The organism is Saccharothrix longispora, assembly GCF_031455225.1.
Classification (GTDB): Bacteria; Actinomycetota; Actinomycetes; order Mycobacteriales; family Pseudonocardiaceae; genus Actinosynnema; species Actinosynnema longispora.
Window position 1 is genome coordinate 6363167 of sequence record NZ_JAVDSG010000001.1, and the last position, 24423, is coordinate 6387589.

The following is a 24423-nucleotide window of genomic DNA, read 5'->3' on the forward strand; positions in this document are numbered from 1 at the left end:
AGGTCAGAGGGCACGCTCTTGTGGTTCGTGCAAGATCGACACAACGCCGAACTGCTGACCCTCGCCCACGCGGGCGACCGGTCCGCGTGGCAGGAACTCGTCCGCCGCTACGTCCGCCTGGTGTGGGCGGTGCCCCGATCGCACCGCCTGGCCCCGGACGACGCGGCGGACGTCTGCCAGACCACGTGGCTCGCGCTGGCCGAGAACCTCCAGCGCATCCGCCACCCCGACCGGCTGGGCGCGTGGCTCGTCACCACCGCCCGGCACGAGTCGCTGGCCGTGCTGCGCCTGCGCGGCCGGGAGGACCCGATCGAGGTCTGGGACCTGCCGGACCACGGCGCGACACCCGAGAACCTCGCGCTGACCAGTGAGACCAGAACCCGCCTCTGGCAGGCCTACGCCACCCTCACCGACCGCTGCCGCGAGGTGCTGAGGCTGGCCGCGTTCGCCCCGGAACTGTCGTTCTCGCAGGTGGCGGACGCCGTGGGTGTCCCGCTCAACAGCCTGGGCCCGACCCGCGCCCGCTGCCTGGCGGCACTGCGCCGACGCCTGGGCGTGGAGGTGGCCCGATGACCACCGACCGCGCACTGCTCGACGCCCTGGCCCACCTGGTCGACCGGCTCGACCCGACCCCCGAGGTCCTGGCCCACCGGGCCAGGGCCGCCCTCGCCGAGCGCACCGACGCCACCCCGATCCGCCTGCTGACCGACTCGGCCCACACCACGCCGCCGGGGGTGCGCGGACGGGGGAGCAGCAGGACTCTCCGGTTCGCGGGCCTGGACCTGCAACTGGACCACGTCGAGAACGGCCTGCACGCCACAGGGCTGATCAGCCCGACCACGCTGCCCGCGCTGACCGGCGTGGTGCTGGTGTGCAGGCCGGGCGGCGAGACGAGGGCGCGGATCGACACCGACGGCTGGTTCCACGTGGACCACGTCCCGTTCGGGCCGGTCAGGTTCGTCCTGCACGCCCCGGCCCGCGACCTGGCGACCCCGTGGTTCACCGCATGACCGCCCGCCGGCCCCGCCCCGGCGGGGGTCCGGTCGACGGCACCGCCCACCGGGCGCGCACCCACCGGACCCTCACCCTCGCCGAAGCGCTCCTCACCACGGGCCTGGTGCGCGAGGCGACCGCCGTCCTCCGCCCGGCCGTGGCGTGCCGGCTGCCCGAAGCGCTGCTGCTCGCCGCCCGGTGCGCCCTCCGGGCCGGCGACCACGACACCGCCCGCGCCCTGGCCTCCGACGCCGAGGCCCTGTTCCGCGAGCACGACCGCCCGTCCTGGGCGCCGGCGGCCCTGGCCGTGGCCCTGCGGGCGGGCGCGCCGGGCCGCCCCACCGCCGTGGCCGAGGCCTGCGACCGGCACGGGCACCACGACGACGCCGCCGACCTGCGCCTCACCCACGCCCCCGACCAGGCGGCGGCCCGCCGGCACCGGGGCACCGACCGGTCGAGGGCCATCGGCTGGCTGGCCCGCGCCCGCCTGTCGACCACCCGGCGCGACGCCGTCGCCGCCTGCCGCGCGGGCCTCGCCCTGCACGACCCCGACACCCACGGAGACCTGGTGGACATCGCCCTGGACCACGCCCTGACCAGCCGCGACGCGCGTTCCGCCTGGCGCTGGAGCGAGTGCCGCCGCACCCCCGCGCCCACCCCGCAGGCCGCGCGCGCCGGTGCCGAGCTCCGCCTCGCCCGCGCCCGGGCCGACCACGTCCGCGTCGCGCTGCTGGAACGCGAGATCCGCCGGCTCTCCCGCACCACGACCGTGCGGCGGGCCGCGCCGCTGACCGACGTCGTGGACGCGCTGCGCGACCGCGCCCTGCTGGTCTTCCTCAGCCACCGGGGCAGGCTCGTCGCGGTGTCCGTGGCGGCCGGCCGGGTGCGGTTGCACGACTTCGGCGAGGCCGCGGCCACCGCCCGGCACGTCCGCGCCCTGTCGCTGGCGACCGCGCCGCAGGCCGTGGCGGAGCTGGACCGGCTGCTGCGGCCGGCGGGCGACCGCCCCCTGGTGGTCGTGCCGAGCCCCGAGCTGGCGCGGGTGCCGTGGGCGGGGCTGCCGTCCGCGCGGGGCCGCGCCGTGTCGATCGCGCCGTCGGCGACGTGCTGGTTCCGCGCCGACCAGCGACCGCTCGCCGTGGCGGACCGCCTGTGGGTGGCCGGCCCCGACCTGCGCCACGCCCGGTACGAGGTCGACGTGCTGCGGCGGCGGCACGGCGGCCGGTACCGCTCCACCGTGGACGAGACGCTGCACTGCATGCTCGACGCGGACGTCCTGCACGTCGCGGCGCACGGCGTGCACGAGGACGAGATGTTCTCGCACCTGCACCTGGACGACGGGCCGCTGCACGGTCACGACTTCGCCGCCCTGCCGCGCGTGCCGGCGGTGGTCGTGCTGTCGGCGTGCGCGTCCGGCCTGGCGGGCGTGCTGCTGCGGCGGGGTGCGAGGGTCGTGGTGGAGAGCGTCCGTGCCGTGCCCGACGACCGCCGCGTGGTCGACCTGATGGTGGACCTGCACGCGAACCTCGACCGCCCCGCGCAGGCGCTGGCCGACGCGCAGGCGAAGCACGGCGACCTCGGCTTCGTCTGCGTCGGGGCCGGATGATGCGAACACCATTCGGATCAGCCGGTCCACCCAGCATGTGCTCACCCGATCGGTTGAAGTACTTCGTCGGTAGCCGACCCCCCTCGAAGATCATCCCCTCGCCACCTCGCCCTCCTGCCCGATCGCGGTTCACGCAGCAGGGAGCGATGTGGACCGTCGCGTTCGGACAGCCGACGGTTCGTCCACAGAGGACGTGAGGGATCGTCACCCGATGCGGTAAGCGCGACGGACGGTGTTCACGGACCGGCACGACAACCCGGACAGCCGCACCACACCGCCCTTCCGAGTGGGTTCCGCGCGAGAACGTTCGGAAATCGGGTGACCAGTGCTAGACATAGCACAACGTCGACCTCGAACGGTCCGTCCCGTTCGCCGTACCCGGAACGGTGGTGATCAGCAGTGGCAGTCTCCGACGCGGTGCGCCGCAGCGGGTCGCTGCTGCTGCGGGCACTCACCGTGAGCGGGCTGGCGACGGCGGCGTGGCTGGTGTGCGCCGGCTCCGCGTCGGCCGACACCGCAGATCACCCGGACGAGGCGTCGAAGTCCCTCGACACGGTGAACATCGCGCTCGACAGGCAGGTGGCCGGACAACTGTCCGGCGTGCTGCCGACCGCGGGGTCGCTGTCGCCGATGCCCTCCGCGTCCGACCTGTACCCGGCGGTGGTCGACGTGCCCGGGCACCCGGTCGGGCAAGCCCCGACCGTCCTGGTCTTCGAGCCGGCGACCCTGACCGCGCAGGTGCTGGGCGGCCTGGAACCGACCGGCGCGAACGTGCCCGGGGCGAGCCTGGCCGGAGTGGACCTGACCGACGCGGTCCCGGTCGGCCACGCCCTGTCGTACGGCAGCCAGTTCGGGTCGGCCTCGCTCGGTTCGGTCGCCCTCGGATCGGCTCCGCTGGGGTCCGCCCCGTTCGAGGACGGTCCGTTCGAGGACGGTCCGTTCGGGACCGAGGTGCTCGAAGGGCCGGAATCCGAATCCGGTCCGGAAGCGGAGCACGACGGCTTCTCCGGCTACACCTACGCGGGCAGGGCGGACAACGCGATGCCCGCACGCGCGTACGAGGCGAAGGTGGCCGCGAAGGCGGCGGCAGTGGCAGCGGCGACCCCCGCCGCCCCGCCCGCGGAACCGGCGGCCACCGAGGAGGCGGCCACACGGCACCCGGCGCCCCCGGCGGTCGCCTGGACCACCCCGTTCGACCAGGAGCCGATGACGTCACCCCAGGTCACCACGCAGGTAGAGGTGATCTGGGAGGCGCCGGAGCCGAACGCGCCCGCGCCCGCGCCGAAGCACGCACCGAGCGGGCCGACCGCGTCGTCGAACAGCAGCACCGACAGCGGCGGCGGCCACCGCGGTGGCGTCATCGCGGCGTTCACCACCGAGTCGACCCCGTACCCGCTCACCGCGTCGTCGGCGGAGCGGCGGAACGACTGGCGTTCACCGGGCAGCATCCCGGGACTGCCCAGCACATCACCCGACTGAGCACCGCGGCACCGGTCTGCGCCCGTCGGGGCGAGTCGGGCCGAGCACGGTGACGTCGCAGTCCCGCACCAGGTCGAAGCCCGTGCGGGTGTCCTCCGCGCAGCCGTGGAGCGGCAGCGTGAAGTGGCAGCCGTGAAGTGGCAGCCGTGAAGCGCTGACGCGCGCACTCCCAGCACCACCCCTACCTCCCAGCACCACCCCTGAACTCCCGTTCCTGCCGACCGCGCCCCGGCACGAACGGGTGAAGGTCCCATCGCAGCGCTGCCCCCGCAGCGATCGGGACCGCACAGGAACCTGCGGCAGGGGACGCCAATCCCTGGAGCGTCCCCGCCGCAGGTCCCACCAGGCACCGTCGGGTTCCGGCTCATCGAGGGGCTGCGCCGGACCCGACGGGACAGACACGATCGGGTGATCATCGCCCCGACCATGTACGTAATCGGGATCTCGCGCCTCGGTTGACATGAGGAACCCCCGCGGCGGCGCACCGGGCCGTGCGCCGGACCTGGCCCCGGCACGAGGTGCGCGCCGTGCTGCTCGCGACCGACGGCGTGGCGTGCGGCGTGGACGACTACAGCCTCTTCGCGGACTGGCGGGAGGTGGCGGAGATCACGTCGGAAAATGGCCCCGAAGCGGTGCTGGACGCGATTCGCGTCGCCGAATCGGGTGATCCGGACCGGACGAAGTGGCGGCGTTCGAAAGTGCACGACGACCAGGCGCTGGCGTTCGTCCGATTCCGCTGACGAGTCCGCGGTTCTGCACCCGGAAAATGGAAAAGCCCCGGCGGGTAATCCGCTGGGGCTTTCTCCTGGGAGCGTGGCCAGGGGCGGGGTCGAACCGCCGACCTACCGCTTTTCAGGCGGTCGCTCGTACCAACTGAGCTACCTGGCCAGGCAGCCGCCCGGCCTTGCAGCCGAACTGCCTTGCGACCCAGACGGGACTCGAACCCGCGACCTTCGCCGTGACAGGGCGACGCGCTAACCAACTGCGCCACTGGGCCTTGCTGTACTGCGTCCTGCTGCACTGCTGATCCTACTGTACTACGTGCCCCCAACGGGATTCGAACCCGCGCTACCGCCTTGAAAGGGCGGGGTCCTAGGCCGCTAGACGATGGGGACCCAGTTCCTCCGGCAGCCCTTGGGCCACCTTTTCCCAGGCCCTCCACGCTGTCCGGTGGAAGCATCGTAAGCATAGGGCACGATGCCTCGCAGCTCCAAAACGGGGGTCCGACAAACGCCTGACCTGCGATTCCTGTTCGCCCGAAGCGCACCCAGGGGCGTTTGGGCACCCACTCGGCGGCCGATCGGCGGCCGATCACCCACCGCTCGACCGCCACCCGGTGTCGCGGCACGGTGCGGCGGCACGACCACGACCCGTCCCCGCCCACCCGGCCGGCGCGGTCGGTCGCCGGGAGCCGTCGCCCGGACACGACCGGGGCACCCCCGGGCGTGCGGGCATTGCCCGGCCGAAAACCGCTCGGTATGTTCCGAAGCGGCCCACCCGAGACGCGCTTCCGGGGGGTGCGCGTCTCGGATGGGTCGCCACCTGCGCGTCTAGCGTTGAACGGGCGGCAGGCCCCCGTCCTCACCCGGCGACAGCCCGAGCATGTCGAGCAGCAACCGGCAGTCCTCGGCACTGGTGGCCCCGCGCGCGACGGAGAGCCGCGCCCGGTGCACCTGCTCGTCCGAGATCCGCGATGGTTCACCGGTCCGCTGGGCGGGCACTCCCGCACTGCCCGGCCTGGACGTGATGTCGTCCTGGTTCCACAGGAACTGACGTACTTCTAGGGACCCGCTCATGACGCCTCCCCGACTTGAGGTTGGCGCGAGGCTAAGCGAGCCCGTCGAACCGCCGCAGCCCCCCGGAGAGTGATTCAGGTGCGACGGAGTGTCACTTTCCGTGTGGGCCACTTGGTGCCGAGCGCCGCGTGGTGTGCTTGGCGCGAACGAGGAGGGTGGAACCCATGACCGAACCGGTAGCGGGGCAGACGCCGGAACCAGCGGTGACGGATGCAGCAGCGGGGACGCCCCCGACCGCCGGCACGCCGTCGTCGGATCAGCCGCGCGACGAGACGCCGAACGCCGGCCCGACCCCGGACGGCACCGGGCAGCCCGCCGGGCAGGAGCTGTTCGGCGGCCTCTCGCTGGCGGACATCGAGGCGGACATCGACCGGCTGATGAACGACAAGATGAGCGAGCTGGACGGGATGCTCGCGGGCCTGGAGGAACTGGTCCAGCGACTGGAGGGCGAGATCGCCCACCTGGAGCCCCCAGCGGACGACACCTCTACCCCCTAGGGGTATCCTTGGCGGTGGCCGGCACCGACGAGGAGACGAGGACCCATGTCCGTCACCAGCACCTACACCGTCAAGGGCATGACCTGCGGGCACTGCGCCAGCTCCGTGACCGAGGAGTTGGTCGACGTCGAGGGCGTGACCGGCGTCGACGTGGCGCTCGACTCGGGCGCGGTCACCGTGACCAGCACCCGTGAGCTGTCGCGCGACGAGGTCGCGGCCGCGATCCGCGAGGCCGGGTACAAGCTCGTATGACCAGCACGGAGACCAGGCGGCACGTCGAGCTCGCGATCACGGGCATGACGTGCGCGTCCTGCGCGAGCCGCGTCGAGCGCAAGCTGAACAAGCTCGACGGGGTCACCGCGTCGGTGAACTACGCGACCGAGAAGGCGGGTGTCGACTTCCCGGTCGGCATGGCGGTCGCGGACCTGGTCTCCACCGTCGAGGCGGCCGGGTACGGGGCGTCCGCGCCCACCCGGGCGCCCGAGGGGCCCGTCGAGGACGACCACGCCGCCGAGCTGCGCCTGCGGGTCGGCGTCGCGGCGTTCCTCGGCGCGCCGGTGGTCGTGCTGTCGATGGTCCCGGCCTGGCAGTTCCCGGCCTGGCAGTGGTTCTCGCTCGCGTCGGCGAGCGTGGTCGTGTGGGTGTGCGGGTGGCCGTTCCACCGGGCCGCCGCGGTCAACGCCCGGCACGGCGCGAGCACCATGGACACCCTGGTGTCGATGGGCGTGGTCGTGGCCTACCTGTGGTCGGTCTACGCCCTGGTGCTCGGCGAGGCGGGCGAGCTGGGGATGCGGCACGGGTTCAGCCTCGTGCCGCGGCCGTCGACGACCGGTGACGTCTACCTGGAGGTCGCGGTCGGCGTCACGGTGTTCCTGCTGCTCGGCCGGTGGCTGGAGGCCCGTGCGAAGCGCCGGGCGGGCGCGGCGCTCGCGGCGCTGCTCGCGCTGGGCGCCAAGGACGTGGCCGTGCTGGACGAGGACGGCCGGGAGACCCGCGTCGGGGTGGACGCCCTGCGGACGGGCACGCGCTTCGCCGTGCGGCCCGGTGAGCGGATCGCGACCGACGGCGTGGTGGTCGAGGGCTCGTCGGCGGTGGACCGGTCCGCGGTCACCGGCGAGTCGGCGCCCGAGGAGGTCGGGGTCGGCGACCGGGTGGTCGGCGGCACGGTCAACGCGGGCGGCAGGCTCGTCGTGCGGGCCACGAGCGTCGGCGCGGACACGCAGCTGGCGCGGATGGGGAAGCTGGTCGAGCAGGCGCAGTCGGGCAAAGCGGACGTGCAGCGGCTCGCGGACCGCGTCTCCGGCGTCTTCGTGCCGGTGGTGCTGGGCATCGCGGCGCTGACGCTCGCGGGCTGGCTGCTGGCGGGTCGCCCGCTGGAGTTCGCGGTGACGGCGGCGGTCGCGGTGCTGGTGATCGCGTGCCCGTGCGCCCTGGGCCTGGCCACGCCGACGGCGCTGCTGGTCGGCACGGGCCGGGGCGCGCAGCTCGGCATCCTGGTGAAGGGCCCGGAGGTGCTGGAGTCGACGCGCCGGGTGGACACGGTGGTGCTGGACAAGACGGGCACGGTCACGACGGGTCGGCCGACCCTGGTGGACGTGCTGCCGGCGGAGGGCGTGACGCGCGCCGAGCTGCTGCGCGCGGCGGGCGCGGTCGAGCACCCGTCGGAGCACCCGGTGGCGGCGGCGGTGGTGCGCGGCGCGGGTGCCGAGGTGGGCGAGCTGCCCGCCGTGGAGGACTTCGCGAGCACGCCGGGCGTCGGCGTGACCGCGGTGCTGGACGGCCGCCGGGTGACCGCGTCGCGCCCCGGCCACGCCGGGTTGCCCGAGGACCTGGCGGCCGCGGCCGCGGAGGCGGAACGGGGTGGTCGCACGGTCGTCGCCGTCACGGCCGACGGCCGGCCGCTGGGCCTGCTGACCGTGGCGGACGAGGTGAAGCCGACCAGCGCGCGGGCCGTGCGCGAGCTGCGGGCGCTGGGGCTGACGCCGATCCTGCTCACCGGCGACAACGAGGTGGTCGCCCGCGCGGTGGCCGCCGAGGTGGGCGTGGACGAGGTCGTCGCCGGGGTGCTGCCCGCCGGGAAGGTCGCCGTGGTGGAGCGGTTGCAGGCCGAGGGCCGCGTGGTGGCGGTGGTCGGCGACGGCGTCAACGACGCCCCCGCGCTGGCGAAGGCGGACCTGGGGCTGGCCGTGGGCACCGGCGCGGACGCGGCGATCGAGGCGGGGGACCTGACGCTGGTGCGCGGCGACCTGCTGGTGGCGGTCGACGCGATCCGGCTGTCCCGCCGCACGCTGCGCACGATCAAGGGCAACCTGTTCTGGGCGTTCGCCTACAACGTGGCGGGGCTGCCGCTGGCCGCGCTGGGTCTGCTCAACCCCATGCTGGCGGGTGCGGCGATGGCGTTCTCCAGCGTCTTCGTGGTGACCAACAGCCTGCGGCTGCGCGGCTTCCGCGGGATCGCGGGCTGAAGATTTTTACCGCGAACCCACTCCCCTCGTCCGGGTGCGCGTGCAACAATCCGATTCGCTGACACACCCCCGGTCAGCACCTGTGGAGATCCCCTCCGGCCCCCGCGTTCCTCCCCCTGGCGCGGGGGCCTCTCCATGCACACAAGTGTGACCCAGGCCACAGTTTACCCGGTTCCGCAATCCAACCGTTATCGTGGCGCGGTGCCTCTTGGATCGCTAGGACGCTCGAAGTCCGGCCGGCATCGCCCGCCACACCGTGAACAGCAGGAAGAGCTCGTCCCCGACGAGGAGCTCCAGTCCTACCTCGCGGCGCTGGCACCGGAGACCGCGGACGCGGAGACCACGGGCGCCGGCAGCAGCTTCGGCAACGCGCAGGTCTACCAGCTCCGCCTCCAGCTGATGGCGAACGAGCAGTTGAAGGAACTGGCCGCCGAGCGGCAGACCTCCCCCCAGGCGCTGGCCACCGAGTGGGTCATGCAGCGGTTGGAGTGGGAAGCCCGCCAGCGCGGCTACTGACCCCGGGAGCGACCCCGGAACGACGTGGACAGGCCCCCGACCGGAACCGGTCGGGGGCCTGCGTCGTGCTGTGTGGGGACTTCGGGGGAGCAGCCCCGGGTGGGATCAGACCTTGCGCACGTTCTGGGCCTGCGGACCCTTGGTGCCCTGCCCGATCTCGAACTCGACCCGCTGGTTCTCGTCCAGGGTGCGGAACCCCTGGCCCTGGATCTCCGAGTAGTGCACGAAGACGTCCGGCCCGCCGTTCTCCTGGGCGATGAAGCCGAAGCCCTTCTCGGAGTTGAACCACTTGACAGTGCCCAGTGCCATGTACCTGCCTCCATCGCAGGGAAGCTTGGGGCTGCACCGTGCAACCCCGGCCGTCCCGGGGGCGTTTCCCCCGCTGCCACCAGCGGGGACGGCACGCCCGCGTGTCGTTCCGCGAGCGTGAGACACGAACACAGAAACCACGGCCTGCGTCGCCGAGGGTATCGGTTGGGTGACCTTCAGCACTACCGTTCGGCAGCCTTTGGTCAGCCCGGGATCAGCTCCCGCCCCGGAGGGGGCCTACTTCTCCGTCACCTCGGGCGGTTCGGGCAGCTCGACGTCGGCCTGGCCGATGTTGCGCTCCAGGGCGGCGCGCCACTCGCCGGTGCTCACCATCTTCTCCAGCGCGGCGTTGACGTCCGCCCGGCCCTTGCCGTCCTCCTTGCGCAGGCCGACGCCGTACCGCTCGGTGGTGAACGGCTCGCCGACGAGCTTGAGCAGCTCGGGGTTCTCCGCCACGTACCCGGCGAGGATCACCTCGTCGGTGGTGACCGCGTCGACCTTGGCCGCCAGCAGCGCGGTGACGCAGTCGGAGTACTGGCCGTACTCCACCAGCTCCACGTCGTTCGCGAACTGGTCCTTGACCTTCTGCGCGGACGTCGAGCCGGTCACCGAGCACAGGCGCTTCCCGTCGAGGTGCGCCGGGTCGGTGATCTCGGTGTCGCCGAACCGCACCAGCAGGCCCTGCCCGGTCTGGAAGTACGGGCCCGCGAAGGCGACCTGCTCCTTGCGCTTGTCGGTGATCGAGTAGGTGGCGACGACGAAGTCGACGGCCCCCTCGGTGATCAGCTTCTCGCGGTCGGCGGAGCGGGCCTCCTTCCAGGTGATGCCCTTCTCCTCGACGCCGAGCTGCGCCGCCACGTACTTGGCGACGTCCACGTCGAAGCCGACGAACTTGCCGTCGAGCCTGCGCTGGGCCAGGCCGGGCTGGTCGAAGCGGATGCCGATGGTGAGGTTGCCGTCGTCCGCCCTGCCCTCCAGCGTGCCGTCGTCGGCGCCGCCGCACGCGGCGCTGGAGAACAGGGCCGCCACCACGGCGGTCGCGGGCAGCAGTCGTCGCAACAGCATGGGTTGCGTACCTCTCGGGTGCTCGGGGAACGCGGCGCGGATCGACGCGCCGGACGTTCCCCATGCTAAGCAAGCGCAGGGGGATCTTCGGTGCGACGAAGGTCGCACCGGCCCATTCCACTGGGCCGTTCGGCCCAACGAGGTCTGTGAGCCACCCGACTCGGCCGTGGGGCGACAGCGCGGGCGGCGCGTCGCGGCCCGGGGGTCGAGCGCGTCGGACCCGGCGTGAGCGGCCGACCACCTGCGGTGACGGGCGGGGCGTAACGCGCCGGCCCGCGGAACCGATTCCACGTGACACCGTGGAACGCTGGAGCGGGTGCTGGGATGAGCAGTGGCAGACGGACCGGACTGGCCGGCGCGGCGCTCGTGCTGGCGTCCGCCGGACTGGTGGCGCTGGCCATGCTCGTCGACGGGCCGCGCCCCGTCGACGCGCGCCGGGTCGACCCGACCCCGGCCGGTCCCGCGCAGGTGCTCAGCGCGACCTTCACCACCACCGTCGAGGTCGCGCGGTCCACGACCCCCGTGGTGGTGGTCGCGCCGCCGCCGCGCCCCGAGCCGCCGCCACCACCGCCGGAACCGCGGCCGGTCGGGGAGACCCCCGCCGAGCAGCCGCCGGCGCCACCGGACCGGCAGCCGCCCCCCGGACCGCCCCCACCGCCGCCACCGCCCCCGCCGGACGGCGGAAACTGCGATCCCGCCTACACCACCGACGGCGTCTGCGTCCCGCGGTGGTTCCCGCGCGGGGTGTGGGACCGGTGCGGCTGGTTGCGGGACCAGGGCGTGACCCGGGTCGAGGTGCACGGCCGGGACCGCCACCACCTCGACCTGGACCGCGACGGCGTGGCCTGCGAGCGGTTCGTCTAGCGGCCCGCCCGACGCCCCCACCGGCGGGCCGGTCCGGGCGTCACCGCTCGGCGAGCCGGTCCAGCGCGCCGCCCACCCGGTCCGCCAACAGCCCCACCGCGCCCACGGCCCGGCCCACCGGGTCGTCCTCCGCGCCACCCAGCGCCCGTGACCGCACGTACGCCGCCTTCACCTCGGCCCACCGCCGCGCCCGCTCCGGCGTCAACGCGCCCCGCAGCTCGGCGAACTTCAGCAGGTTCGCCTCCGCGCCCGAGGTCAGCGTCTGCGCCTCGCCCAGGTAGTGGTCGTCCACGACGGCCTCCAGCTCGGCGTCGTTCATCACCGGCACGACCTTCTCCGCCAGCTTGTTCATGTTCCGGTAGGAGCCCTGGAGCAGGAACGGCGGCTCGGTGCGCGCGTCGTCGGACTGCGCGGCCGACGCGATGTAGGCGCGGTTGGTCGCCAGCACGACCTCCTGCACCCGCAACAGCTTGCGCAGCACCGACAGCACCTGCTCCAGCTCGACCGACGGGTACGGGTGGGCCAGCCGGTCGGCGCGCACCGCCTCGCCGCGCGCCATCCGCACCAGCAGCTCCACGTCGCCGCGGTCGCGCGTCGACAGCGGCGCCAGCACCGGGTTCGAGGTGAGCGCGTTCTCGACGTAGCTCAGCGCGAACAGGTCCTCGCGGCCGGACAGCACGTCGCCGAGGTTCCACACGTCCGCGCGGTTCGCGAGCATGTCGGGGATGCGGAACCGCTGCCCGGACTCGGTGTACGGGTTGCCCGCCATGCACACCGCGAACCGCTTGCCGCGCAGGTCGTAGGTGCGGGTGCGGCCCTCCCACACGCCCTCCATGCGGCGCTGCGCGTCGCACAGCGAGATGAACTTCTGGAGCAGCTCGGGCGAGGTGTGCTGCACGTCGTCCAGGTACAGCAGGACGTTGTTGCCCGCTTCCAGCGCGAACGAGATCTTCTCGACCTCCTGCCGCGCGGTGGCGTTCGGCGCGTCCGCCGGGTCGACCGACGTCACGTCGTGCCCCAGCGCCGGCCCGCTGACCTTGACCAGCACCAGGCCGAGCCGGTCGGCCACGTACTCCACCAGCGTCGTCTTGCCGTAGCCGGGCGGCGAGATGAGCAGCAGCAGGCCCATCTGGTCGGTCCGCTTGCCGTCGCCCGCCGCCCCGAGCTGCTTGGCCAGGTTGTCGCCGATCAGGGGCAGGTACACCTCGTCCAGCAGGCGGTTGCGGACGAACGCGCCCATCACCTTCGGCCGGTGCTCGTCGAGCCGCAGCCGCTCCCGCTCGCGGGCCACGACCTCCGTGCGGTGCCGCTGGTAGGCGCGGAACGCGGGCACCCGCTCCTCGCGGAACGCCCTGGTGCGCGCCAGCAGCTCGTCCAGCCGCACGTCGAGCTTCCGGTCGACGACCCGCGGGTGCGTGCCGAGCAGGCCGTCCGCGGTCGCGGACAGCTGCGCCGACGAGTCGTGGCGCGGCAGGTCGCGGCACAGCTCCACGGCCACCGCCTCGGGCAGGTGGACGTCGTGCCGCTCCCCCTCGGGCCGGCCGCCCAGGAACGCCTCGTACCAGCCCTCCACGAGCCGCCTGCGGTCCGCCGGCGCCGCGGCCCGCAGGTCCTCCTCGAACTCGCCGCGCCCGCCCAGCGCCCGGTGGAAGGCGTCCACCAGGGCGCGCGCGCCCGCGCTCGTGGCGAACCCGGCGGGTCCGCCGCACAGCTCCTCGAACAGGTACTCGCCCGCGAGCGGGTCACCGGCCAGGGCGGCCAGCTCCGCGCACAGCTCGTCGATCGCGCGGGTGTGCCCGAACACCGCCCGCGCCCGGCCCAGCGACCCGGCCCGGCGCTGCCACCGCGTCCGCTCGTCGTCGGTCAGCGACGCCCAGAACAGCTGCGCCGCGGCCCGCGCCGACGGCGGGAAGCGCAGCACGCCCGCGCCCGCGTGCAGGCGCAGCACGACGTCCAGCACCAGCGCCGCGTCGTGGTCGTGCACGCCCCGCTCGTAGCCCTCGTCCAGCCGGGCCTCCGCGACCCGGCGCACCAGGTCCGGCAACCGGCCCTCGGTCTGCGCCGCGAGCAGGTCGTCCAGGGGCCGCTCGGCCAGGATCGACGTCGCCAGGTGCTCCGCCCGGTAGACGTCACCGGTCTCCGACACCAGCAGCTGGTCCCAGAACGGCCGGGTCCCGTCGAACGCGGGGTCGCGCACCGGCGACCGGAAGTCCGTGCCGGTGAGCGCGAACGACAGCCCGCCGTCGCGCGGCACCAGGGTCAGGTCCAGCGGCTGGGTGTTCACCGCGAACCGGTGCCGGCCCAGCCGCACGGTGTCGCCGTCGAACAGGTCCAGCCGGTCGCGCAGCGCGCGCCCCGCCTCCTGCCGGGCCGCCAGCACCCGGCCGTCCAGCTCCTCGGCGCGCACCCCGTCGCCCAGCCCGCGCAGCTCGGCGGCCACCGACCGCAGCCTCGCCACCATCGGGTCGGACGCGAAGTAGGTGTTCACCTCGTCGAGCGACGCCAGTGACGCGACCCGCCTGGTCACGCTCGCCAGCACCCGGTCCGCGGACGCCACCAGCCGGTCGGCGCGGCGGGCCCGGTCGTCCAGCAGCGCCTGCTTGCGCGAGGAGAACGCCTCGTACACGTCGGTGCGCTTGCCGACCAGCCGCGACAGGAAGTCGTCGAACTCGCCGAACCGCGACTCCAGCCCCTCCAGCCGCAGCAGCAGCGCGCCCAGCTGCTCGTCGCACCGCTCCGGGGTGTCCGCGACCGCCAGCGCGCCCGTCACGGCCTGCCCGAGCAGCGCGAACTCGGCCGCGAACTCGGCCCGCCCCTCGGTGGCCAGCAGCGCGCGGCGGCGCCCGTCGGCGGTGGCGCGGGCGCGGTTGAGACCGGCGAGCACCTCGCCGACGCGTTCCAGGATCGACGTGCGCACGGTCGCGTCGGCGATGTCCAGCGACCCGACGACCTCGGTGAGCACCTCCAGCCCGCGCTGCCGCTCGCCCAGCTCCTCCACCACCGGCGCCGCCTCGGCGACCGTGCGGACGTCGGCGGCCTTCGCGACCAGCGCGTCCACCTGCTCGTGGTACACCGCGAACGCGTCGTCGCGGCCCAGGTGCTCGACGGCCCGCCGGCCCGCGTCCGCCAGCTCGTCGGCCACGCCCGCGACCAGCTCGTCGACCCGCGCCGCGTCGACGTACCGCAGCTCCTTCAACGTCACCAGGTGCCCCTGCGCCCGCCGCAGGTCGGCCAGCTGCCGCACCCACGCGTCGGCCGTCGTCGGCGCCTCGCCGCGCGTCCGGCGCACCAGCGACGCGACGTCCGCCGCCGCCTCGCCCAGCGCCGCCGCGGCGCGGCCGGTCAGCTCCCGCACCGCCTCGAACTCGTCCAGCACCTGCTCGGCGGTCGCCCGGACCTGCGTCAACGGGGTGCGCAGGTCGCCCAGCCCCGGCTCGCCCAGCCAGTGGTAGGCGTCGAACACCCTGGTGCACGAGGCGATCAGGTCCTCGAACACCGGCACCGACGGCTCCATCTCGCCCACGACCCGGGTCACCGAGAGGCAGTCGGAGATGCCGCGCACCAGGTCCGCGTTGCCGACCCGCTCCAGCGGTCCCGTGCCGACCGGCTGCGCGGCGGCGTAGGCGTCGGACAGGAACGGCGTCTGCCACACCTGCATCGGGTGCACGCGGGTCGGCTCGTCGCCCGCCGCGCGGAACACCACCAGCGTGCCGTCGTCGAACAGCGAGTACCCGTGGCACGGCAGCGGGTTCGCGACCTCCTTGCGGATCACGTTGTAGGGCAGCAGCAGCGACCGGCCGTCGCGGCGGGCGTGGAAGACGTACAGCACGTCCTCGCCGTTCGGGGAGCGCACGACCCGCTCGAACTCCAGCTCGTCGACCTCGGTGTCGAACGTCTTGGACGTCCCCGTGGTCAGGTAGTAGCCGCCGGGGAAGACCAGGCCCTGGTCGTCGGGCAGCCGGTGGCACGCCTGCCCGATGCCGTCCAGCCGCACCACGGACTTCGCGCGCGTGTTGAACACCAGGTGCCGCCACGCCGTCTCGTTGTACGGGCGCACGCGCAGCAGGATCAGCGACCCCACCCGCGCGTAGTGCACGTCCGCGTCGGCCAGCGACTGCAGCGGCTCGTCCACCGGCTCCCGGTAGACGCCCTCGCCGGTCTCGGTGTTGTCCTCCACCTTGATCGTGAGATCGCCGCCGAGGGTCTCGACGAACACCTCGCCCTGGATCGAGATGTGCGGGTGGCGGCCGAGGACGTGGTCCTCGCGCGTGGTCGGCGTCCACTCGAAGTCGTGCGACGGCGGGAACACGTGGTCCCGCTCGCCGCGGTCGTCCACGTACGCGACCGAGCCGTCCACGCCGACGTCCCAGCGCAGCACCCGGATGTCCTCGGTGCGCGCGCCGGTCTGGAACACCGCCAGCAGCCTGCCGCCGACGCGCCGCAGCTGCACCAGCCGGGTCTCCCGGTAGTACCGGTACAGCTCGGCGAAGTCGCGCCGGAACCGCTCGTCGAGCAGCAGGCCCGGCAGCTCGTCCGGGCCGGCGTCCTCGAAGCGGAACACGTCGCCGTCGCGCGTGAAGCGGTGCAGCGAGAACACGTCGCGGACCGCGGTCTCCGGCTTGAGGCCGAGGAACACGTTGTAGCCGAACAACATCAGGCCGGCCACCTGGGACCCCGGCCCCTCGGCCGTGGAGAGGGAGACGCAGTCGCGCGGCACGCAGTTGTGCTCGGTGCGGATGCGCTCGGTGCCCAGCAGCGCCAGCTCGGTGCTGCCGAACACCTCCAGCCGTCGCGCGTTGAGCGCCTCGGCCCGCCGGGCGAGCCCGGCGGCCTGCTCGGCCAGCCGGGCCCGCAGCACCTCGTAGGTGCCCGCCTCCAACGCGGTCGCGGTCGTCGCGGTCGCGGTCGTCGCGGGGGTGCTCACGACAGCGAGGCGACCGGCCGCTCGGCCACGCCCAGGCGCTGCGCGGCGGCCAGCAGCTCACGCAGCTTGCCCTCGTCCGGTCCGCCCGAGTTGATGAGCTTGAGCAGCAGCGCGGACACCGTGACGTTCTTCAGGTCGGCCGTGCCGAACGACCCGAGCAGCCGGCCGATGTCGTCGGTGAACTTCGCCTCGCCGTTCAGCCACGGCCCGGCGAGCGTGCGCGCCACGTCCGAGTGCTCCACGAACCCGTCGACCTGCTTGCCCGCCGTGATGGCGCCGACGACCCGGTCGAAGAACATGGTCTCGCCGCCGACGATGTCGATGTCGGCGTTCTCCAGGCCCGCGGCCAGCACCGCCGCCTGCGCCTGGGCGATGTCGCGCTGCACGTCGATGCCCTTGAGGCGGATGTCCTTCTCCGCCTCCAGCCGCAGCCGGTACTCCTCGTGCTCCCGGGTCGCCTGGTTCATCTCGGCCAGCGCGCCCGCCTTGTCCGACAGGCCCTCGGCCTCGCCCTTGAGCTTCTCGCGGATCGCCTCCGCCACCACCAGGGCCTTCTCCCGCTCCACGACGGCCTCGGCGCGGCCCACCTTCTCGATGGCGTCCGCGTCGCGCTCGCGCACCTGCACGTCGGCGAGACCGGCCGCCGCCACCTCGGCCTGCTTGCCCTCGGCGAGCCGGATCATCGCGCGCGTGTCCAGCTCCGCGGCCTGCTGGCGCGCCTCGGCGAGCAGCAGGTCCTCGCGGGCCTTGAACTTCGCCGCCGCCTCGGACGCCTCGGCCGCCTTGATGTCCTTGACCAGGTTCTCCTGCGCCTCGGCCTCCGCGCGGATCACGACCGCCTGCCGCTCCCGCTCGGCCTCCTCGACCGTGCGCAGCCGCTTGATGTTCTCCTCCTGCTCGGCCACGGTCTTCTCCACCGCGATCCGCTCCCGCACCACCTCGGCCACGGCCCGCTTCCCGCCCTGGACCTCCTTGTCCGCGGCGATCCGGGACAGCTCGGTCTCCCGCTCCCGGCCGATGACCTCCAGCAGGCGGTCCTTCTCGATGCGCTCGGTCTCGATCGCGATGACGCGCTCGCGGTTCTTCTCCGCCACGGCGATCTCGCGCGCCTTGTTCTCCGTCTGGATGCCCAACTGCTCCTCGGTGCGGATGTGGGCGGTGTTCGCCTTCAGCCGCTCCTCGGCCTGCACCTTGGAGATCTCCGCCTCCTCGCGGGCGCGCATCGTCTCGACCTCGCGCTTCTGCTTGATCTCCGCGTCGGCCTGGCGGCGCTCCAGCTCCAGGATCGTCTCGCGCGCCTCGACGTTCTGGCGCGTGATCTCCTTCTCCTCGGTGCGCTGGTACTCGTTCGTGCGGACGTGCTCGATCGCGGTCAGCTCGGTGATCTTGCGGATGCCCTGCGCGTCCAGGATGTTCGTCGGGTTGAGCTGCCCCATCGGCGTCTGCTCCAGGTAGTCGATCGCCGCGTCCTCCAGGCTGTAGCCGTTGAGGTCGGTGCCGATGACCTGGATGATCCGGTCGCGGAACTCGTCGCGCTTCGTGTAGAGGTCGACGAAGTCGAGCTGCTTGCCGACGGTCTTGAGCGCCTCGGAGAACTTCGCGTTGAACAGCTCCTGGAGCGTCGCCACGTCGCTGGCGCGGGCCGTGCCGATGGCCTGGGCGACCTTGATGACGTCCTCGACGGTCTTGTTGACGCGCACGAAGAACGTGATGCGGATGTCCGCGCGGATGTTGTCCTGGCAGATCAGGCCCTCCTGGCCCGCCCGCCGGATCTCGATGGTCTTCACCGAGATGTCCATGACCTCCGCGCGGTGCAGCACGGGCAGCACGACGGCGCCGGTGAACGTCACGTCCACCTTCCGCACCTTGGAGATGATCAGGGCCTTGCCCTGCTCGATCTTCCGGAACAGGCGGCTGACCAGGATCAGCAGCGCGATCACGACGACCACGACGACGGCGACGAGGATGCCGAAGCCGGTGGTGATGACGTCCATCAGTGGTACCCCCTTGTTCTGGCTACGACGGGTGGTGGCCGCTCCAGATCGGCGCGACCCAGAAGAACTCGCCGTCCACGTCGTAGTCGAAGATCAGCGCTGTGACGCCGGCGGTCAGCGTGTCGTTCCCCGCCTGCCGGACCTGCACGACGGCCGACGAGCCGTCCGCGGCGGTGACCTCGGCCTGGCCGAACGCCTGCGTGACGCGGCCGGTGCGGATGACGCACGGGCGGCCGACGAAGTCCAGGCGCGAGGCGGGCGGGTCGTCCGGGAAGAGCCGCTTGAGCGGTGCCATGAGCAGCCTGGTCAGCACCAGTCCCACCAGCAGCGACCCGCCCAGCACGGCGAACCCGACGCCGGTCGACGGGGCGAGCAGCACGGTGCCCGCGAGGGAACCGAACCAGGAGAACGCGACCAGCAGCGACAGGCCGACCGTGGCGGGCACGCCGCCGATGTCCAGCTCCACCCAGTCCGCGTCCGCCGCGCCGAACGCGACCAGCAGCCAGTAGGCCACGACGACCACCAGCAGGACGCTCGGCACGACGGCCGGGAAGGTCAGCGCAGCCGCGAAGAATTCCCCCATGCACCCCCCTTTGTCCGGATTTTAGAGGTCTTCCCGCCGGTCGGGGGGTGCTTTCACGGAACGCGGTCGGGCGGGCGCGGTCAGTGGACGAGCAGGCCGGACACCTTCGTCAGCGGGTTGCCCGCGTAGCTGACCACCGCGCCGTCCTCGAACGGCATCGACCGGATGCTCATGCCCGCGAACCCGGCGTCGGTGAGGAACCAGCCCCACGTCGTCAACCAAGGCCGGGGATCGCCGGGCACCACGTCCGGGTCGGGCCTGATCCGCTCCTGCACCACGTACGGCTCCTTCTCGACGGCGTCGAGGAGTTCCGCCCACTCCCGGTCGCCCACGAGCCAGCCGGGGTGGATGCCGGTGCCCGCGAACTCGCCCGCCGCCTTGACGATCAGGTCCTCCCGCCGGGCCCGCACCTCGTCGCGCGGCACGTCCCGCAGGTACCGGGTCCACGGCAGCAGCTTGTCCACCAACGCCTTCTCGTCGTCCTCCAGCTCGTCACGGCGCTCGGACAGCAGGGCGAGGGTCGACTTGTTGCCGTACAGGTGGCTGGCGAACGGCGTGTAGAGGCGCGTCCGGTGCCCCTTCACCAGCACGTCGGACTTGCCGACGGCCTGCGTGACGGAGAAGTACCGCACCACCACGTCGAGCTTCGTGCCGCGCAGGTGGAGGTGGCCGTTGCGCTCGGTCAGCTCGTGCAGCTCCCCCAGCAGCACGTCCACGCCCTCGCGCCGGCACGCCTCCCGGATGCTCGCGAACCCCTTGGCGAACCGGGCGAGCATGCCGCCCTCCTCGACGAACGCGATGGTGCCGTCCCGGCCCACCGCGTCCAGCAGGTGCCCGATCGGGTTGAAGTAGGCGAGGCCGTGCTCGGCGACGAACGGCGCGAGGACCGGCGCCTCGTGGATGGCGCGCGACAGCTCGCCGAGGTCGGGGCCGCCGAGCTGCGCGCCCGCGTTGACCTCCAGCAGCCGGAACCGGTCGCCGACCCGGTAGATGTCCGCGCGGCCGTGCATCGGCGGGCGCTCGGCGCTCATCAGCGCGGCCTCGGCGGGCGGGAGGCCCAGGGCCTCGGCGAAGCGGGCGGTGCTGCCGCCGAAGAACCGGCCGGGGAGCGTGAAGAGCAGTTGGAAGAAGTCGAGCAGGTCGGCCGCGATCTCGTGCGCGACGGCCTCCTCCAGGAAGAACGGCCGGCCGACGAGGCGGTGCCCGTAGTTGGCGGCGAAGTGCGGCGGCAGGTCCAACTGCCCCATCACCCCGTGCAGGCTCTCGTCGGCTAAGTAGGCCTCGGTCACGCGATCGGTCACGGTTGCTGCTCCTCTGGTCCGCGGTCGGCCACATGATGTCCACCGCGCGGCCCGCCCGCGAGGAGCCCCCGAAGCGCCGCCCGGACCGCTCCGCGGGCTCGGGGTCCGGGCGCGGGCCCCGCCGGCCGGTGGTCGGCAGCCCGTCGTCGGCGGCCGTCGTCGGCGGCCAGCCGGGCCACCAGCCCGTCGACGGCCGCGGCGAACGCTTCGGCATCACTCCGCGCGCCACCGCCGTAGTACGTTGCGGTCGTGCGCAGCGCACTGGTGATCGGCGGCGGCATCGGCGGCCTGACGGCGGCCGTCGGCCTGCACCGCGCCGGCTGGCGGGTGGACGTGCGCGAGCGCGGGTCCGACCTCCCGTCCACCGGCACGGGCCTGTGCCTCCCCCCTGGAGCGCTGCGCGCCTTGGACTCCCTGGGCGTCGGCGACAAGACCCGCCGCACCGCACTCCGCCACCCCGACGTGCCGGTGCGCCGCCCCGACGGCACGGCGCTGGGCGTCCTGGGCGCGGCCGGCGCGTACCTGGTCACGCGGCCCGAACTGCTGCGCGTGCTGGCGTCAGCCCTGCCGCCCGGCACGATCCGCTTCTCCTCGCCCGCGGACCTCTCCACCACCGGGGCCTTCGACGTGGTGATCGGCGCGGACGGCGTCCACAGCGGCGTGCGCGCGGCCCTGTTCGGCACCGGCGTGCGCCGGGTGGGCGCGGTCGCGTGGCGGGGCACCTCCACCGTGCCGGTCCCGGCCGGGGGCGAGACGTGGGGCAGGGGAGCCAAGGTGCGGTTCACCCCGCGAGCCGACGGCCGCACCGATTGGCACGCCCTGGTCGCCGACCCGCACGCTCCGAGCGCCGACCCGCACACCCCGGCCGCCACCCGCACGACCGACGACCCGGCCCGCCTGTTCGCCGACTGGCACGACCCGATCCCGCGGCTCCTGGCCGAGTCCACCGACCTGTCACGGCACGACCCGCTGCACCTGCCCCCGCTGCCCACCTACGTGCGGGGGCGCGTGGCACTGCTCGGCGACGCCGCCCACGCCACGACCCCCGACCTGGGCCGAGGCGCGTGCGAGGCGATCGTCGACGGCGTCGTGCTGGCGTCGTGCCTCACGGCCCCGGACACCAGGGCGGCCCTGCGCGCCTATGACCGGGCACGCCGCCGCCGCACCCAACGCCTCGCGTTCCTGTCACGACGCCTCAACGTCCTGGCGACGACGGGACGGGGCACCGCGCTTCGCGACACCGCCCTCCGCGTGGCCCTCGCCCTCCGCCCACGCCCCGAGCGCCCGTGGAGCCACGACCTGGAACCGGACGAACTGGCCGGCTAACGCGGGGGCTTCACGGTTTTCCTGGTGCGTGGCGTGGACGGCGGCGGGACCACGGGACCCGCGTTCCCGTCAGGCGCCTCGTCCAGGTCCACGACCACCGGGGCGTGATCACTGGGCCCCGTCCCCTTGCGGGCCTGCCGGTCCACCCAGGCGGCCTCGACCCGCCCGGCGACGTTCCCGGAGGCCAGCACCAGGTCGATCCGCATCCCGAGGTCCCGGTGGAACATCCCGGCCCGGTAGTCCCAGTACGTGTAGATCCGCTCGTCGGGCCACCGGTCGCGCACCACGTCCCGCAACCCGAGGTCGTGCAGCGCCCCCAACGCGGCCCTCTCCTCGTCCGTCACGTGCGTGTGCCCGACGAACACCGCCGGGTCGAACAGGTCGGCGTCGGCGGGCGCGATGTTGACGTCCCCGCACACCACCACGTCCTCGGGCCCGTCCGCCACCACGTCCCGCAGCGCGGCCAACCACTCCAGCTTGTAGCGGTAGTGGTCAGAGCCGACCTCCCGCCCGTTCGGCACGTAGACGGAGTGCACCCGCAGCCCGCCGCACGTGGCCGACACCGCCCGGGCTTCCTGCTCGGGGAACCCCGGCCCGCCGGGCAGCCCCGCCGTGACGTCCTCCACCCCGACCCGCGAGAGGATCGCCACCCCGTTCCACTGCACCTGCCCGTGCACGGCCACCTCGTACCCGCGCTCGGCGAGTTCGGCTCCGAGCAGCGCGAGGAACGCCTCGTCGGCGAGCTTCGTCTCCTGAAGGCACACGACATCGGGGCGCCGCTCGTCGAGCCAGGGCAACAACCGGGGCACCCGCTGCTTGACCGAGTTCACGTTCCAGGTAGCCAGACGCACCCGTCCCAAGCTAACGGGCTCCCGGTCCGCCCGCCCGTCAGCGCCCCGGTGGCGGAGCGGGCTCGGGCCTTCCCGTGAACCGGCGGTCAGGGGGACGGGTACTCGACGGGGTTCGGCGGTCGGACGTGCTTGAGGTCCCGCGGGTCGGCGGCACCGGTGCGGGCGTAGTTCCGGCGGGCCTCGGCGAGGCTGAGCCCGCGGTTCGGGCCGCCGCGCACCTGCTCGGCGTCGTGCTCGTCCTGGCCGTCGTCCTCCCAGAAGCACACGTCGCAGATCTCGTAGCCGCCCCGCTCGGCGAGGGTGAGGAAGCCGCAGCACGGACAGGCGTGCGGGCCGGACTCGGCATCGCGGACGACGTTGGGGAACGCCTCGTGGGACATGCCGCACATGGTCACACCCGCGACCGGGCGGAGGTGGCCGAACGAGCGTCACGGGGTCGTGCGTCCGGCCGTTCACGGCGGAAGCAGCTCGCCAGGGCTGCCACCGGCCGGAAGTCCTCGAACCCAGGTGTGGCGAAGGGGTGGCGGCGATCGTGGGACGCGAAACCCCCAGGCCGTCGACCTGGGGGTTTGGTGGGCCGCCAGGGGCTCGAACCCTGAACCAACGGTTCGTGAATCTTTCTCCTGGTTGACCGCCAAAGTCTGCGGATACCTGCCACTAGCTGCTTCCTTCGCAGGAGCAAAGGGTCGTTGTAGACAGTCGGCTCCAGTTGTCTTTCGTCATTTGTGGGGGGTAACTGGGGGCTCTGATCTTGCCCACGCCAGCCCTGTCAGGGCTCATCGCCCGACCTGGCAACCGATGTGGGTTCTATGCGGCCATGGTGCGATGATCGGTCCATGCCCGCGATGACCGAACTGGAAGAGCGTCAGATCCGTAACTATGTGGCGTCCCAGACACCACGAGAGTCCGGCGACGAAGTAACCCTTGTACAGAAGGTGAGCAGGCGGAGGGTCGCTGGCCGAAAGCACGATATATACGACGTATGGATGGCGAGCGGTCAACGATGGTGGGTTATCACTGACTTCACTAACCTGTACTCACAGGATGAGTTTCAAAGTATCGAGCAAGTGTTCACTTACCATCTTGGTCATAACATTGTCGTCCGCGAACAATTCAACATGGAACCTGACGAAGAGCAGGTGAAACATGCAGGAAGGGCTTGGCGTCGGTATGTTGGAGCCGTCGACGCGATGGCCACTGCAGAGGAAGCTGAAGATTTCCAAGCGGTCGGTATACGCTGCCGCGAAGTCCTCTTGGCGCTGGTCCGAGATCACATGGATGCTAGCTGGGTACGTATCCCCGGTGAACGGCCGCAGGATGCGAACGCCAAAGAGTGGCTGAAAATATTCGCGAATAGCCTCACCGCGACTACTCGACTTCGCAGATACTTGACAGCGATCGCTGAAAAGACTTGGGATCTTACAGTATGGCTGCAGCATTACGTTGATGCGACTGAACTGGATGCCGAGATCGTGCTCGGCGCTACCCAGCAGTTGCTAAAGACCTTCACTCTGTTGCGTGTTAGTCATGAGCAGGCTGGAGGCCAGCGCTGCCCAGAATGTGACTCATATCAGGTGGTTGAAGAAAGCAGCGAACTTGTTGAACGTAATGGACACTTCGGCACACTGCTGCACGACGAATGCGTGACATGTGGCTGGAAGTCCGACGAGAAGTTTGAGCAGTGGCCACGAGAACGATTGCAGCGACTCATTGACTACGCAACTGGCACATGGAGTCCGCCCAAAAAGTCCATGGACGACCTTGAGGTAAAAGAAGAGCAGGACGACCCGCAGAGCGATTGATCTACGGCGCTAGTTAATAAGGTGGTGCTTCCAGAATGCACCATCGCTGTAA

The 24423-nt window shown here is 72.6% G+C and carries 21 protein-coding genes and 3 tRNA genes; 12 read left to right on the plus strand and 12 right to left on the minus strand.

All coding sequences use genetic code 11. The annotated features are described in order from the left end of the window. Window positions 1-27 precede the first annotated feature (27 nt). From J2S66_RS27050 to J2S66_RS27070, 5 genes are all read left to right on the plus strand, one after another. Window positions 28-573, plus strand: a complete 546-nt coding sequence (locus J2S66_RS27050) for an RNA polymerase sigma factor (protein WP_310310091.1) — start codon at window positions 28-30, stop codon at window positions 571-573. After that, window positions 570-1010 carry a hypothetical protein gene (locus J2S66_RS27055; RefSeq protein ID WP_310310092.1) on the plus strand — a complete coding sequence of 147 codons (441 nt, stop codon included), beginning with the start codon at window positions 570-572 and terminating at the stop codon, window positions 1008-1010. Before J2S66_RS27050 ends, J2S66_RS27055 begins: the two co-directional genes overlap by 4 nt. Further along, complete coding sequence (locus tag J2S66_RS27060) at window positions 1007-2599, plus strand: CHAT domain-containing protein (protein ID WP_310310093.1); 1593 nt, start codon at window positions 1007-1009, stop codon at window positions 2597-2599. The genes J2S66_RS27055 and J2S66_RS27060 overlap by 4 nt, the downstream gene beginning before the upstream one ends. Window positions 2600-2998: 399 nt before the next feature. Then, window positions 2999-4078, plus strand: a complete 1080-nt coding sequence (locus J2S66_RS27065) for a hypothetical protein (RefSeq protein ID WP_310310094.1) — start codon at window positions 2999-3001, stop codon at window positions 4076-4078. A gap of 527 nt (window positions 4079-4605) precedes the next feature. Continuing rightward, window positions 4606-4818, plus strand: coding sequence for a hypothetical protein (locus tag J2S66_RS27070; RefSeq protein ID WP_374726134.1), 213 nt, complete (start codon window positions 4606-4608; stop codon window positions 4816-4818). Between the two features lie 74 nt (window positions 4819-4892). Here the strand turns inward: J2S66_RS27070 and J2S66_RS27075 are convergent. From J2S66_RS27075 to J2S66_RS27090, 4 genes are all read right to left on the minus strand, one after another. Further along, window positions 4893-4966, minus strand: a tRNA-Phe gene (locus J2S66_RS27075). Between the two features lie 35 nt (window positions 4967-5001). Then, a tRNA-Asp gene (locus tag J2S66_RS27080) sits at window positions 5002-5075 on the minus strand. 45 nt (window positions 5076-5120) lie between these two features. Then, window positions 5121-5193, minus strand: a tRNA-Glu gene (locus J2S66_RS27085). 435 nt (window positions 5194-5628) lie between these two features. Continuing rightward, window positions 5629-5874, minus strand: a complete 246-nt coding sequence (locus tag J2S66_RS27090; RefSeq protein WP_310310095.1) for a hypothetical protein — start codon at window positions 5872-5874, stop codon at window positions 5629-5631. A 164-nt stretch (window positions 5875-6038) separates the two neighbouring features. On the opposite strand from J2S66_RS27090, the gene J2S66_RS27095 reads away from it, so the two are divergent. The 4 genes from J2S66_RS27095 to J2S66_RS27110 all read left to right on the plus strand — a co-directional run bounded on the left by J2S66_RS27095 (window position 6039) and on the right by J2S66_RS27110 (window position 9352). Further along, complete coding sequence (locus J2S66_RS27095; RefSeq protein ID WP_310310096.1) at window positions 6039-6371, plus strand: hypothetical protein; 333 nt, start codon at window positions 6039-6041, stop codon at window positions 6369-6371. A gap of 45 nt (window positions 6372-6416) precedes the next feature. Further along, complete coding sequence (locus tag J2S66_RS27100) at window positions 6417-6623, plus strand: heavy-metal-associated domain-containing protein (RefSeq protein ID WP_306743838.1); 207 nt, start codon at window positions 6417-6419, stop codon at window positions 6621-6623. Continuing rightward, complete coding sequence (locus J2S66_RS27105; RefSeq protein ID WP_310310097.1) at window positions 6620-8836, plus strand: heavy metal translocating P-type ATPase; 2217 nt, start codon at window positions 6620-6622, stop codon at window positions 8834-8836. The genes J2S66_RS27100 and J2S66_RS27105 overlap by 4 nt, the downstream gene beginning before the upstream one ends. A 201-nt stretch (window positions 8837-9037) precedes the next feature. After that, the gene (locus J2S66_RS27110; protein WP_310310098.1) at window positions 9038-9352 is read left to right on the plus strand and encodes a hypothetical protein; all 315 of its coding nucleotides are present in this window, start codon (window positions 9038-9040) and stop codon (window positions 9350-9352) included. Window positions 9353-9457: 105 nt separating this feature from the next. Here J2S66_RS27110 and J2S66_RS27115 read toward each other — a convergent pair whose 3' ends face one another. Together J2S66_RS27115 and J2S66_RS27120 are read right to left on the minus strand one after the other, a co-directional pair. Further along, entirely contained in the window at window positions 9458-9661 is a 204-nt protein-coding gene (locus J2S66_RS27115; RefSeq protein ID WP_310310099.1) for a cold-shock protein, read from the minus strand. Window positions 9662-9898: 237 nt separating this feature from the next. After that, window positions 9899-10726, minus strand: a complete 828-nt coding sequence (locus J2S66_RS27120) for a glutamate ABC transporter substrate-binding protein (protein WP_310310100.1) — start codon at window positions 10724-10726, stop codon at window positions 9899-9901. A 324-nt stretch (window positions 10727-11050) separates the two neighbouring features. On the opposite strand from J2S66_RS27120, the gene J2S66_RS27125 reads away from it, so the two are divergent. Next, on the plus strand, window positions 11051-11590 hold the full coding sequence (locus J2S66_RS27125; protein ID WP_310310101.1) for a hypothetical protein: 540 nt from the start codon (window positions 11051-11053) through the stop codon (window positions 11588-11590). Between the two features lie 40 nt (window positions 11591-11630). Here J2S66_RS27125 and J2S66_RS27130 read toward each other — a convergent pair whose 3' ends face one another. From J2S66_RS27130 to J2S66_RS27145, 4 genes are all read right to left on the minus strand, one after another. Then, window positions 11631-16514, minus strand: coding sequence for a DNA repair ATPase (locus tag J2S66_RS27130; RefSeq protein ID WP_310310102.1), 4884 nt, complete (start codon window positions 16512-16514; stop codon window positions 11631-11633). After that, a complete protein-coding gene (locus J2S66_RS27135) occupies window positions 16511-18508 on the minus strand; it encodes an SPFH domain-containing protein (protein WP_310310103.1) in 1998 nt (665 codons plus the stop codon). The genes J2S66_RS27130 and J2S66_RS27135 overlap by 4 nt, the downstream gene beginning before the upstream one ends. A gap of 22 nt (window positions 18509-18530) precedes the next feature. Further along, the gene (locus J2S66_RS27140) at window positions 18531-19091 is read right to left on the minus strand and encodes a hypothetical protein (protein ID WP_310310104.1); all 561 of its coding nucleotides are present in this window, start codon (window positions 19089-19091) and stop codon (window positions 18531-18533) included. 80 nt (window positions 19092-19171) lie between these two features. After that, window positions 19172-20392 carry a hypothetical protein gene (locus J2S66_RS27145; protein WP_310310105.1) on the minus strand — a complete coding sequence of 407 codons (1221 nt, stop codon included), beginning with the start codon at window positions 20390-20392 and terminating at the stop codon, window positions 19172-19174. A gap of 249 nt (window positions 20393-20641) precedes the next feature. Between J2S66_RS27145 and J2S66_RS27150 the strand changes: the two genes are divergently transcribed. Then, window positions 20642-21718, plus strand: a complete 1077-nt coding sequence (locus tag J2S66_RS27150; RefSeq protein WP_310310106.1) for an FAD-dependent monooxygenase — start codon at window positions 20642-20644, stop codon at window positions 21716-21718. Here the strand turns inward: J2S66_RS27150 and J2S66_RS27155 are convergent. Beyond that, complete coding sequence (locus tag J2S66_RS27155; protein ID WP_425566362.1) at window positions 21715-22569, minus strand: exodeoxyribonuclease III; 855 nt, start codon at window positions 22567-22569, stop codon at window positions 21715-21717. The genes J2S66_RS27150 and J2S66_RS27155 overlap by 4 nt on opposite strands. An 86-nt stretch (window positions 22570-22655) precedes the next feature. Next, window positions 22656-22949, minus strand: coding sequence for a CPCC family cysteine-rich protein (locus J2S66_RS27160; protein ID WP_310310108.1), 294 nt, complete (start codon window positions 22947-22949; stop codon window positions 22656-22658). 456 nt (window positions 22950-23405) lie between these two features. Between J2S66_RS27160 and J2S66_RS27165 the strand changes: the two genes are divergently transcribed. Then, entirely contained in the window at window positions 23406-24371 is a 966-nt protein-coding gene (locus J2S66_RS27165; protein WP_310310109.1) for a hypothetical protein, read from the plus strand. Window positions 24372-24423: the final 52 nt, after the last annotated feature.